This window comes from Anaerococcus sp., assembly GCF_030825785.1.
Classification (GTDB): domain Bacteria; phylum Bacillota; class Clostridia; order Tissierellales; family Peptoniphilaceae; genus Anaerococcus.
Genome location: NZ_JAPJPG010000008.1, coordinates 12,586 through 24,941 on the forward strand (window position 1 = coordinate 12,586; position 12,356 = coordinate 24,941).

13 protein-coding genes are annotated in these 12,356 nt (G+C 36.4%); all 13 read left to right on the top strand.

All coding sequences use genetic code 11. The annotated features are described in order from the left end of the window. Positions 1 to 233: 233 nt before the first annotated feature. A complete protein-coding gene (gene yajC, locus RCH56_RS02165; RefSeq protein WP_306483358.1) occupies positions 234 to 509 on the top strand; it encodes a preprotein translocase subunit YajC in 276 nt (91 codons plus the stop codon). 14 nt (positions 510 to 523) lie between these two features. Beyond that, positions 524 to 1,000 carry a PTS N-acetylgalactosamine transporter subunit IIB gene (gene agaV / locus RCH56_RS02170; RefSeq protein ID WP_306483359.1) on the top strand — a complete coding sequence of 159 codons (477 nt, stop codon included), beginning with the start codon at positions 524 to 526 and terminating at the stop codon, positions 998 to 1,000. Positions 1,001 to 1,049: 49 nt separating this feature from the next. Further along, positions 1,050 to 1,856, top strand: a complete 807-nt coding sequence (locus RCH56_RS02175) for a PTS sugar transporter subunit IIC (RefSeq protein ID WP_306483360.1) — start codon at positions 1,050 to 1,052, stop codon at positions 1,854 to 1,856. Continuing rightward, on the top strand, positions 1,846 to 2,853 hold the full coding sequence (locus tag RCH56_RS02180; RefSeq protein WP_306483361.1) for a PTS system mannose/fructose/sorbose family transporter subunit IID: 1,008 nt from the start codon (positions 1,846 to 1,848) through the stop codon (positions 2,851 to 2,853). Before RCH56_RS02175 ends, RCH56_RS02180 begins: the two co-directional genes overlap by 11 nt. Beyond that, a complete protein-coding gene (locus RCH56_RS02185) occupies positions 2,853 to 3,284 on the top strand; it encodes a PTS sugar transporter subunit IIA (RefSeq protein ID WP_306483362.1) in 432 nt (143 codons plus the stop codon). The genes RCH56_RS02180 and RCH56_RS02185 overlap by 1 nt, the downstream gene beginning before the upstream one ends. Positions 3,285 to 3,672: 388 nt before the next feature. Then, positions 3,673 to 5,100: a carbohydrate ABC transporter substrate-binding protein gene (locus tag RCH56_RS02190; RefSeq protein ID WP_306483363.1), complete on the top strand. Its 1,428-nt coding sequence runs from the start codon at positions 3,673 to 3,675 to the stop codon at positions 5,098 to 5,100. A gap of 50 nt (positions 5,101 to 5,150) precedes the next feature. Continuing rightward, positions 5,151 to 6,041 (top strand): carbohydrate ABC transporter permease, encoded by an 891-nt coding sequence (locus RCH56_RS02195; RefSeq protein ID WP_306483364.1) that lies wholly within the window; start codon positions 5,151 to 5,153, stop codon positions 6,039 to 6,041. Between the two features lie 9 nt (positions 6,042 to 6,050). Then, complete coding sequence (locus tag RCH56_RS02200; RefSeq protein WP_306483365.1) at positions 6,051 to 6,905, top strand: carbohydrate ABC transporter permease; 855 nt, start codon at positions 6,051 to 6,053, stop codon at positions 6,903 to 6,905. Beyond that, positions 6,902 to 9,061, top strand: a complete 2,160-nt coding sequence (gnpA, locus tag RCH56_RS02205) for a 1,3-beta-galactosyl-N-acetylhexosamine phosphorylase (protein WP_306483366.1) — start codon at positions 6,902 to 6,904, stop codon at positions 9,059 to 9,061. The genes RCH56_RS02200 and gnpA overlap by 4 nt, the downstream gene beginning before the upstream one ends. A 2-nt stretch (positions 9,062 to 9,063) precedes the next feature. Continuing rightward, positions 9,064 to 9,243 carry a hypothetical protein gene (locus RCH56_RS02210; RefSeq protein WP_015778586.1) on the top strand — a complete coding sequence of 60 codons (180 nt, stop codon included), beginning with the start codon at positions 9,064 to 9,066 and terminating at the stop codon, positions 9,241 to 9,243. A gap of 9 nt (positions 9,244 to 9,252) precedes the next feature. Next, a complete protein-coding gene (locus RCH56_RS02215) occupies positions 9,253 to 10,353 on the top strand; it encodes an ABC transporter ATP-binding protein (RefSeq protein WP_306483367.1) in 1,101 nt (366 codons plus the stop codon). Positions 10,354 to 10,364: 11 nt separating this feature from the next. Beyond that, positions 10,365 to 11,396, top strand: coding sequence for a UDP-glucose 4-epimerase GalE (gene galE, locus RCH56_RS02220; protein WP_306483368.1), 1,032 nt, complete (start codon positions 10,365 to 10,367; stop codon positions 11,394 to 11,396). Next, positions 11,393 to 12,310 carry a sugar phosphate nucleotidyltransferase gene (locus RCH56_RS02225; RefSeq protein WP_306483369.1) on the top strand — a complete coding sequence of 306 codons (918 nt, stop codon included), beginning with the start codon at positions 11,393 to 11,395 and terminating at the stop codon, positions 12,308 to 12,310. The genes galE and RCH56_RS02225 overlap by 4 nt, the downstream gene beginning before the upstream one ends. Positions 12,311 to 12,356: the final 46 nt, after the last annotated feature.

The window sequence follows — 12,356 nt, forward strand, 5'->3', positions numbered from 1 at the left end:
TTACCTTATAAAATTATAATTTCAATTATTTATTCTGGAAAGTGGTAACTACCATTTGAAAAAGATATTAATTTTTTCTTAAAAATACGATATATGTTAATAATTAAACAAAGACGATCACATCTATATCAACTTATAGTAAGGGTCTTTTAGGATTTTATACCCTAGCTATTGACAAGAGGAAACGTTTATTTTATAATATTAGTATAGGTAACTACCAGTAAGGAGGATTTATGTTAGCTGAAATTGGAAAAATTTCCCTAGTCTTGCTTGGCTTTATAGCCATATTTCTTGTGATTATGCAAATTCTTAATTATAAGAATCTTAAGAAACAAAGAAAAAGGCTAGAAGACTTACACAAAGCTTTGAAAAAAGGCAGCAAGGTAGTATTGCTCGGAGGAATCCACGGCAAGATTGTAAGCATAAATAACGATACTGCTATTGTAAATATTTCCGATAATGTAGATATCAAAGTCGATCGCTCTGCTATAAGCGAAATAATTAAGTGATTCAAGGAGGAGTTATGCCAAATATTGTTTTAACAAGAATCGACAACCGTTTGCTACATGGCCAAGTCGCAACTCAGTGGACAAAAGTCATCGGAGCTAATCTTATATTAGTTGCAAATGATGAAGTTGCATCAAACAAGATGAGACAAGGGCTAATGGATATGGCAGCACCAAATGGTGTAGACACCAGATATTGGACATTGGAGAAAACAATTAATACTATTCACAAGGCTGCAGATAGACAAAAGATTTTTATTATCTGCCAAAGCCCAGAAGATGTATTAACCCTAGTTGAAGGTGGTGTTCCAATTACTAAAGTTAATATTGGAAATATGCACATGGAAAATGGTAAAAGACAAGTAGCTGGAACCGTAGCCGTAGATGATAACGATGTAGAAGCTTTTAAGAAGCTAAAAGAAAAAGGTGTAGAGTTAGAAATTAGAAAAGTACCAACCGAAGCACCAGAAAATACAGATAAGCTATTTTCATAAAATTAATAGTAGGATGCTTAAATAGCATTCATTTTACAAGGGGATAATTATGGAATTCAATGCGTTACAAATAATTTTAATATTTATAGTAACATTTGTAGCAGCTATAGACCAGTTCAGTTTTCTCGAATCTTTATATCAACCTATAGTTATGGGACCTGTAGTAGGTGCTATACTTGGAGATGTAAAAACTGGATTAGTTGTTGGAGCTACTTACCAACTTATGACCATTGGTAACATGCCAGTAGGTGGTGCTCAACCTCCAAACGCAGTAATCGGTGGTATCGTATCAGTTATATTTGCAATAACAAGCGGTCTTGAAGCAAACGCCGCAGTAGCAGCAGCTATACCTTTTGCTCTTTTAGGACAATACGGGGTTACAATCCTATTTACAGTTATGAGTCCTCTAATGGCTAAAGCTGATAGCTATGCTGAGCACGCTGACACAAAAGGAATCGAAAAGTTAAATTACGGAGCTATGCTTATGCTCGGTACAATTTTTGGAGTAATAGTTGTTTTATTCTTTATAGCAGGATCTGCTTTTGGTAAACAAGTAGCAGACGCTATACCAGAGACACTAATGAGAGGTCTTGGAGTTGCTGGTGGAATGATGAAATATGTAGGTTTCGCTGTATTATTAAGATTAATGATAAGCCGTGACCTTTGGGGTTTCTTCCTTGCAGGTTTTGCTTTCGCAGTAATCATAATGGCAAACGAAGCATTAAATCAATCAGCATTACTAATAATCGCAATAATAGGTTTTGCTATTGCTTTCTGGGATTATCAAATTAATACCAAGATTAAAAACGTAGAGCCTGTTGTTAGTCAAGAAGGAGATTACGAAGATGGAATATAAAGAAGCATTTGAATATAATGACAGGACGCCTGCCAATCAATTAGATAAGAAAACTCTAAATAGAATGGTTTGGAGGTCTCTATTCCTACAAGCTTCATTTAACTATGAGAGAATGCAAGCTGCAGGTTGGTTGTACTCCATCCTTCCAGGTCTTGAAAAAATTCACACTGATAAGGAAGATTTAAAGATCTCAATGACTCACAATCTAGAGTTCTTCAACACTCACCCATTCTTGATAACTTTCGTAATGGGAATAATTCTTTCACTAGAACAAAACAAGGTTGAAATTCCTACAATAAGAGCTGTCAGAGTTGCAGCTATGGGACCACTCGGTGGTATAGGTGATGCTCTATTTTGGTTCACCCTAGTACCTATTGTAGCAGGTATTTCATCAAATATGGCCCTTCAAGGAAATATAGCAGGACCTATCCTTTTCTTGGTAGTATTTAACCTCTTCCAATTCTTGATACGTTTTTGGTTGATGAATTGGTCTTATAAGATGGGTACAGAAGCTATAGACATCTTTACAGCCAATGCTAAAGAATTTACTAGAGCTGCATCAATTCTTGGTGTAATCGTAGTTGGTGCTTTAATTTCAGTTTATGGTAACACAAAGGTTGCTCTTGAAGTAGATAACGGTGTAACCAATGTAGCAAAAGAAGTACAAACCGTTGTAAATAACGATCAAATTTCTGAATTCAATGATCTTATCTTTGTAAAAGATGAAAATGGAAAACTAAGCCAAGACCTCCAAGAAGGAGCTAGCATAAAAGATTTAGGTAATGGTAAATCTGAATTAAAATTCAACGTTTATGAAGAAGAACCAGTAAAGGTTAATATCCAAAAAGTTCTAGATGGAATAATTCCAAGTCTAGTACCATTATCAATAACACTACTACTCTATTGGCTATTAGCTAAGAAATCATGGAAACCAATCCACTGCATAGGGTTCTTACTAGTATTAGGTGTAGTTGGCGCTTATATAGGGTTATTCTAATGGCTAAGGGGATAATATTAACTTGTCATGGTCATCTTGCTACAGGTCTTTACTCAACAATAAAGATGATTGCTGGCGAATTTGATAACTTAAGAATTTGCGAATTTCACGAAGGAGATAACTTCGAAAATTTAGATGAAGACCTAGTTAAAGCTTATGAATCACTAGGAGCTTATGAGGATGTAGTTGTTTTGACAGACCTTGCTGGAGGAACTCCTTTCAATAGATCTGTTATGAACCTTTCTGAAAAGAATAATGTAGAATTTCTAGCAGGAGTAAACTTTGCTATGCTCTATGAAGCACTCTCCTCAGACATTGATGACATGAAAGAATTTATTGAAGATGTAATTGAAACCTCACACAATTCTATAGTTCATTATCAAAACGACCAAAAAGATAATGATGAAGAAGATTTCAGTGATGGAATATAATTTATAATAAGAGCCTACAGAGATTAATTTTTCGGTAGCTCTTTTTTCTGTATAACAAATCGCCTTGGTAAAAGAGATGATCTTAATCAAGGTGGTTTTTCTTAAAACAAAATATCTTATTACTTATTTATCTAAAGTCTGTCGGATGCCTAATAATGCATAAAACTAAGTGGTAGTATCCATATATCAATTAAAGACCTTGTAAATGTTTTATTATTATTTTATATTTTAAATATTTAATTGTATAAAAATATTAAATATTTTTTATATAACTTAGTACAGCTTGATTATAACCCGTTTTATTCTGAAAGAAAAAAAGCTCTTGACAAATTGCAAACCTTTGCTTATAATTTAGATAAAGGTAACTACCATATTTAAGGAGGAAAATATGAAGAAGTTAAAAACAACTTTATTAGCAGCACTCGCAATTTTTGCATTTACAGCTTGTGGCGCTAAGGAAAACGACGGAGCAAACAAGGACGAAGCTGCTCCAGCTAATGAGCAGACAGAACAAAAAGACGACAGCAAAGAAGAAAAAGATGCTTCTGAAGATAGTTCTGACAAGAAGTTTGCTGGAAAAACCCTAACACTTGCAGGTCTTGACGGTGGTTATGGAACTGAAGGTTGGAAGAAAGTAATCGCAAACTTCGAAGAAATGACCGGAGCTAAGGTAGAAGCTAAGTTCGAAAAAAATATCCATGAAGTTATAAGGCCAGAAATCCAAGCAGGAAACGCACCTGATGTAATCTATAACAACATCGGACAAGAATCAGGTCTTACTGAAACAATGATCAAAGAAAATATGTTGATGGATATCACAGATGTCCTAGATATGACAGTTCCTGGAGAAGATAAGAAAGTTTCTGAAAAGATTTTACCTGGCTTTACAGACACAGCAGTAACAAATCCTTATGGAGACGGCAAAACTTATCTTGCTCCACTCTTCTATTCACCAACAGGTCTTTGGTACAACAAGGCAATGTTTAAAGAAGGTGGCGGAAAATACGAACTTCCTAAGACAATGGATGAATTTATTGCTCTTGGTGAAGAAGCTAAGAAAGACGGCATTTCCTTATTTACTTACCCAACAACGGGATATTTCGATACATTCTCATTTGCAATGTTCTATAGCATTGGCGGATCTGAATTATTCGACAAACTAGTAAACTATGACCCAGAAGCTTGGAAGAATGAAGCAACTCCATACTTTGAAACTGTCGGAAAGATCCTAAAATATCTAAATCCAAACACAGTTGCCCAAGCAAATAACGAATCATTCACACAAAACCAACTTCAAGTAATGAAAAACGAAAGCTTATTCATGCCTAATGGTACATGGATTGTTGAAGAAATGAAAGATGCTCAAGGAGTAGCTGATAACTTTGAATGGGGTCTAATGGCCTTACCTTCAATGAATGAAGGCAAAAGATATGCTTACTCTTGGTTTGAACAAATCTTTATTACAGAATCTACTAAAGAAGCTGAACTTGCTAAGGAATTTATAGCTTACCTATACTCTGACGAAGCAAGCAAGGCCTTCTTAGAAAACGGCGGAGCTGTTCAACCAATTAACGGTATCAAAGATATGATTACTGATGAAAATCAAAAATTATTCTACTCAATCTATGAAGATGATGTAACTGCAGCCTTAGGTGGTTGGGGACAAGCTCCTGCAGTTGAGGGAGTAGATATAACAAAAGAGTTATTCGATTCAGTAAACTCAGTTGCAAATGGAGATAAATCTGTAGAAGACTGGCAAAATGACGTTGTCTCTGCAGCAGAAAAAATATCAGAAGCTGTAAAAGCTCAAAAATAGTTAGAAATCAAGGGCGGGCTTTCCCGCCTTTCTTTTTATAAGGAGTCAATATGAAAAACAGTAAAGAGAAGAAGAGATTTATTATAAGTGGACTTATGCCATCCTTGATACTTTACACAATCTTTATGGTATATCCTGCTATAAGTGTCTTCTACGAGTCTCTTTTTAAGACCGGGGGCTTATCTGGTAAGAAAACTTTCGTAGGCCTAAATAACTTTAAGTTACTGATTAATGATAATAATTTTATTAGATCTTTTCAAAACACTATATTTTTGATAGTTATAGTTACAATTGTCACTATGTTTCTTGCAATTATATTCGCCTCAGTCTTATCTAGGGAAAAGCTTAAGGGTAGGAACTTCTTTAGGATTATTTTCTACATACCTAACATCTTATCCATAGCTGTTATTGCATCTATCTTTGCAGCAATCTACGGAATGGATCAAGGACTTGTTAATGGATTTTTGAGATTGTTTAATGAAAATCACACCAACATTCCCCTCCTTGGAGATAGGATGTATGTAGTTTATTCCATCGCCTTTGCAATGATTTGGCAAGCGATAGGTTACTATATGGTAATGTACATGTCAACCATGAGTCAGATTCCTGAACATCTTTATGAAGCTGCGAACCTTGACGGAGCCGGAAGAGTTAGGCAATTTTTTGATATCACCCTACCTCTTACTTGGGAAACAATAAGGACAACCCTAACCTTTTATGTAATTTCTAATATAAACATAGCCTTTCAGATCATAAAGGCCCTAACTGGTGGAGGTCCTGACGGGGCAAGTCTAACCCTTCTTAACTACCAATACGAACAAGCTTACACCAATTCATCTTTTGGATATGGTCTTGCTATAGGTGTTGTAGTTTTCCTTTTCTCTTTTATCTTATCAGCTATTATCCATAAGCTAAGCAAAAGAGATATTTTACAATACTAGGAGAAGATAATGAAGAAAAAAGTAAATATTTTTAATATTTTTATATACCTATGTCTTGCTATATTCGCCTTGTCTATAATTATCCCAGTAGCTTGGGTTTTTATGGCATCTATTAAGACTAATCCAGAGTTTTATGGCAACCCTTGGGCTCTCCCTCTTGGATTCTATCTTGATAACTTCAAGGATGCTTGGTCTGCTGCGAACATGGGCGATTATTTTATAAATTCCTTAGTAGTTACAGCCACAGCCCTAGTTATCCTTTTGATAATATCTCTTCCTTTTTCCTATATCCTAGCTAGAATGAACTTTAAGGGAAAAAAGTTTGTAAACTCTTATGTAAAAGCAGGACTTTTCATAAACCTATCTTATATAGTTATCCCTATATTCCTTATGGTAAGAAATGCTTCCAAATTACTTCCAACAAGCTTGTTAAACAATAGATTCGTCCTAGCCTTAATCTACGCTTCGACCGCTGTTCCTTTTACAGTTTACTTGTTGACTAACTTCTTTTCTGCAATCAGTAAATCCTATGAAGAAGCAGCCTACATCGATGGAGCAGGATACTTTAGGACAATGATTGATATAATGATTCCTATGGCAAAACCTGCAGTAATTACAGTTATCTTATTCAACTTCCTAAGTTTCTGGAATGAATATATCTTAGCTTTAACCCTAATGACAGATCCAGAAAAAAGAACCCTTCCAGTAGGCCTAATCAATCTACAACAGGCTGCAAGAGGAGCGGCAAATTACGGAAGACTCTATGCAGGACTTGTAATCGTTATGATACCAACACTTATTATTTATATACTAGTACAAAAACAACTCACCGAAGGAATGATGGTAGGAGGAGATAAAGGATGATTGATAAAAAAAGAGGAAGATTGACCCTTCCAAGCGAAGCTAACTTTTATGATGAAACTATTGAAATGCTAGAAAAACTAGGAGCAGATGCCATAAGAGATTCTGATGGAACTTATCTTCCAGAAGATATCAAAGACATAGAAGGAGTTGATATATACACAAACTTCTTTCCAAGCAGAGGCCACAATGACTTTGCAGAGACTGTTCCTTTCGAAAGATCAAGATATTTCTTGATAAGCGATTTTATTACAGCTACCGAAGATACAACTGAAATTTCTTTCTTAAAAGGCTACTATCCAGAACAAATCATAGCAGACTACGATTATGAGCCTAAAGACTGGTGGGAAGTCTACGACAGAACCCTAGGCGAAGTCGTAAGTCGCGATGATTGGGAGATTAATAAAGAGAAAAATATCGTAACTGTAAAGACCACTCCTTACCATGTCTATACAGTAAACTTTTTAGCCTATGGTATTTGGGATCCAGTGCAGATGTATAACCACATCACCAACGATTGGGGCGATGAGGTAGCCCACCATATTCCTTTCGATGTAAGATATGAGAAATCGAGCAAGTTTGTTGAAGAAAATCTAGAAAAATGGCTAAAAGAGAACCCTAAGACAGATGTAGTAAGATTTACTACCTTCTTCTATCAATTCTCTCTTATATTTAATGAAGATGCCAAGGAAAAATATGTAGACTGGTTTGGCTACTCAAATAGTGTTTCGCCAGAAGCTATACTAGAGTTTGAAAAAGAATACGGTTATAGGCTTACAAGCGAAGACTTCATAGACCAAGGCTTCTACAACAGCAATTACAGAATCCCTAGCAAGAGATACTTAGACTACATCGACTTCCAACAAAAATACGTATCTGCTAAGGCCAAAAGACTAGTCGATCTAGTCCACAAATACAATAAAAAAGCGATTATGTTTTTGGGTGACCATTGGATTGGAACAGAACCTTACGGTAAGTATTTCAAAAACATAGGACTTGACGGAGTAGTAGGATCTGTAGGAGATGGAGCAACTCTTAGAATAATTTCTGATATAGATGTCCCAATGACAGAAGGAAGATTCCTCCCTTATTTCTTCCCTGATGAATTCTACGAAGGAAACGACCCATCAATAGAGGCTAAGGACAATTGGGTTAAGGCAAGGAGAGCCTTACTAAGATCTCCCATAGATAGGATTGGATACGGTGGCTACCTATCCCTCGCCTACAAGTTCCCAAAATTTATAGACTACATTACAAAAGTAGCTGATGAATTTAGAGAAATCCACGATATTTCTACCAAGGCTACAGCATACAAATCATGTAAGGTCGCAATCCTTAACTCTTGGGGAAAAATTAGAACTTGGGGAGCCTATGTAGTAGCCCACGGCAAATGGTTCAAGCTAGGCTACTCCTACAGCGGTATGATTGAAGCTCTTTCTGGAATGGATATGGATGTTACTTTCATAAACTTCGATGATGTTAAGGCTGGAATTGATGAGGATATAGATGTAATTATCAATGCAGGAGATTCCTACACAGCATTTTCTGGTGGAGATAGCTTCCTAGATCCTGAAGTTCTTACAAATCTTAGAAAGTTCGTCTACGAAGGCGGAGGCTTTATAGGAATTGGAGATCCAACAGCCTACCAACACCAGGGAAGGTTCTTCCAACTCGCAGATGTTATGGGAGTTGATGTAGAAAAAGGATTTTCTCAAGGATATGATAGATACTTCACCAACGAAATAGAAGATCACTTCATAACCAAGGACCTAAAAGACTATGTCTATGGCGAAGAAAGACCTAATGTCTATGCCATATCAGAAAAAACTCAAATACTAAAATATGCTAACAATGAAGTTCAAATGGCTGCAAATGATTACGGAAAAGGCAGGAGCTTCTATGCTATGGGACTTGCCTACAGCCTAGAAAATACTAGACTTCTAAAAAGAGCTATCCACTATGTAGCCCACAAAGAAGATGACTTAAAAAAATATTTCGCCAAAGACTTAAGACTAGAAGTAGCGGCCTATCCTGACCTTAACAAATATTGTGTCATAAACAACTCAACCGATGATGTCAAATCTATAGTTTATGACGGCAAAGGAAATAGTCATGAAGTAGAAATCGAAGCCGGCGACTTGATTTGGTTTGAGGAATAATTATGGATTATTATAAAAAGAGAAAAATAGACAATCTAATACTTTTAATATTGTTTGTAGTAGGTGTTGTTTTACAATTTCTAGGACATAGAAAAGCAGGATATGGACCACTTCTTATTCAATTCCTATCCCTTGCCATTTTGCTTTTAGTTTTATACCTATACAACAGAAGACACGCTTAGGAGGCTTGTATGGCAGGATTAAAATTCGACCATATTTATAAAATATATGATAACAAATTTACCGCAGTAAAAGATTTTAACTTAGAGATAAAAGATGAGGAGTTTGTGGTCTTCGTAGGCCCATCAGGCTGCGGTAAGTCCACAACTTTAAGAATGGTAGCAGGACTTGAAGAAATATCCAAAGGCGAGCTTTATATCGGAGATAAACTAGTAAACAATGTTGAACCAAAGGATAGAGATATAGCCATGGTATTTCAAAACTATGCCCTCTACCCTCAAATGACAGTCAAAGAAAATATGAGCTATGCCTTAAGGATTGCAAAAGTTCCAAAAGTTGAAATCGATAAGAAGGTAAAGGCTGCAGCAGAAGTCCTAGGTCTTGAAAACTACCTAGATAGAAAGCCTCAGGCCTTATCTGGTGGTCAAAGACAAAGAGTTGCCCTAGGTCGTGCCATAGTAAGAGACCCACAAGTTTTCCTAATGGATGAGCCCTTAAGTAACTTGGATGCCAAATTGAGAGTCCAAACAAGAGCAGAAATCTCAAAACTTCACGAACAATTAGACACGACCTTCATCTACGTAACTCACGATCAGACAGAGGCTATGACTATGGCCGATAGAATTGTAATTATGGAAGATGGGATAATCAAGCAAGTTGACAGTCCAGTCAATGTTTACTCCAAACCTGAAAACTTGTTTGTGGCAACTTTCATAGGATCTCCACAAATGAATCTAATTAATGGTAAAGTAATAGTAGAAGATAATAATTACTATATGGTAAATGATAAAATCAAATTCCATATTTTAAAGAATAAGGGAGATCAAATAAAATCAAGAGGATACTTGAACAAGGACTTAGTTTTAGGAATAAGACCTGAGCATATATACAGCGATTTCAGAAAGACCGAATCTTCTATAGTTGGCCTAGTTACATTTATCGAGCTACTTGGTGCCCAACAATACGCCTATCTAGACGTAGCTGGCGAGAATATTAACGCTGTTTTAAGCATGGATGATAATTTGAGCAAAAATCAAAAAATTAAACTATACCTAGACGAAGAAAAAATGCACTTTTTCGACAAGGACTCCCAAGAAAACATTCTTCTATGAGAGGAGATTTCATGAAAAACGTACTAATAACGGGAGGGGCTGGATATATTGGCTCTCACATTGCTGTAGAACTTTTAGATAAGGGCTACAAGGTAAGCCTATACGATAACTTATCCAACTCTTCTAAACTTGCAGTAAAAAGAGTCGCAGAAATTACAGGCAAAAGTCCCAATTTCTACGAAGCTGATATTCTAGATAAGAAAAGCCTAAAGGAAGTTTTTGTAAAAGATAAAATAAACGTAGTAATCCACTGCGCAGCCCTTAAAGCTGTGGGAGAATCAGTCAAAAAACCACTAGAATACTATCACAACAACATCACCGGAACCCTAACACTCCTTGAAGTTATGAGAGATGTAAACTGCAAAAACATAATATTTTCTTCATCAGCAACTGTATACGGAGATCCTGAAAGTGTGCCTATCACAGAAGACTTCCCAAAGGGTGAATGTACCAACCCTTACGGCTGGTCTAAGTCTATGATGGAGCAAATTATGACAGACCTTCACACAGCAGATCCTGAATGGAAGGTAGTTCTTTTAAGATACTTTAACCCAATCGGAGCCCACAAGTCTGGAAAAATTGGCGAAGACCCAAAGGGAATCCCAAACAACCTCCTTCCTTATATTTCACAAGTGGCTATAGGAAAGCTAGATCACTTATCAATTTTCGGTGATGACTACGATACCCATGACGGAACTGGAGTAAGAGACTATATCCACGTGGTAGACCTTGCCAAAGGCCACGTCCTAGCGGTAGATAAGATTGATGAGCTTAACGGGGTCGAGATAATAAATCTTGCTACTGGAAGGGGATACTCAGTCCTCGATGTGGTAAAGGCCTTCGAGAAGGCTAGCGGGAAAGATGTCCCTTACGAAATAGCACCTAGACGTGAAGGCGACATAGCCAAATGCTTTGCAGATGCAAAAAAGGCCAGAGAAGTCCTAGGCTGGGTCGCAGAAAACGGAATAGAAGAAATGTGCGAAGACTCATGGAGATGGCAATCACAAAACCCAAACGGATATGAACAAGGAGATGGAAAATGAATACAACACTCGTAGTTCTTGCAGCAGGAATAGGCTCAAGATACGGAGCAGGAATAAAGCAACTAGCAAAAATGGATGATAATGGCTATACAATCATAGACTATTCAATCTACGATGCAATGAAGGCAGGCTTTAACAAGGTTGTCTTTATAATAAGAGAAGAAATAGAAAAAGATTTCAAAGAAATAATCGGAAATAGAATAGAAAAAATAATCGATGTAGAATACGCTTACCAAGATATGACCCTACCTAATGGATTTGAAAGTCCTAAGGATAGGAAAAAACCTTGGGGCACAGTCGATGCAGTCCTTGCTACCAAGGATTTAGTAAATGAACCTTTCCTAATAATAAATGCTGACGATTACTATGGAAAGGAAGTTTTCAAAGATCTTCACTACTTTTTGGTAAATCATGACGAGAAGGAAGATGGTAAGCTTCAAATCGCCATGGCAGGCTACAAGCTAAAAAACACCCTATCAGACAACGGAACTGTAACAAGAGGAGTCTCTGTAGGAGATAGTAATAACAAATTAACAGACATAATAGAAACACACGAAATAAAACTAGAAGAAGACGGAACTCTTTCAAGCAAAGAAGGACTAGACTCTGACCTACTCAATCTAGAATCCCTAGTATCAATGAACTTGTGGGCTTCCTACCCAGCTTTCATAGAACTTTGCGAAGAACATTTCATAAAATATTTAGAAGAAAATAAAGATAAACTAGACAGTGCAGAATACGTACTCCCTGATATGATAGGAGAGCTAATTGAAGAAGAAAAGGCAGATATAACAATACTTCCAACAGATGAAAAATGGATAGGCATAACCTACAAAGAAGACCTCTCCCCTGCCAAGAAATCATTTAAGAAAATGTTTGAAGAAAATCTTTATCCAGAAGATATATGGAAATAAAATTAAGCACTACTTTGCCAAACAGAGTAGTGCTTTTCTAATGGTT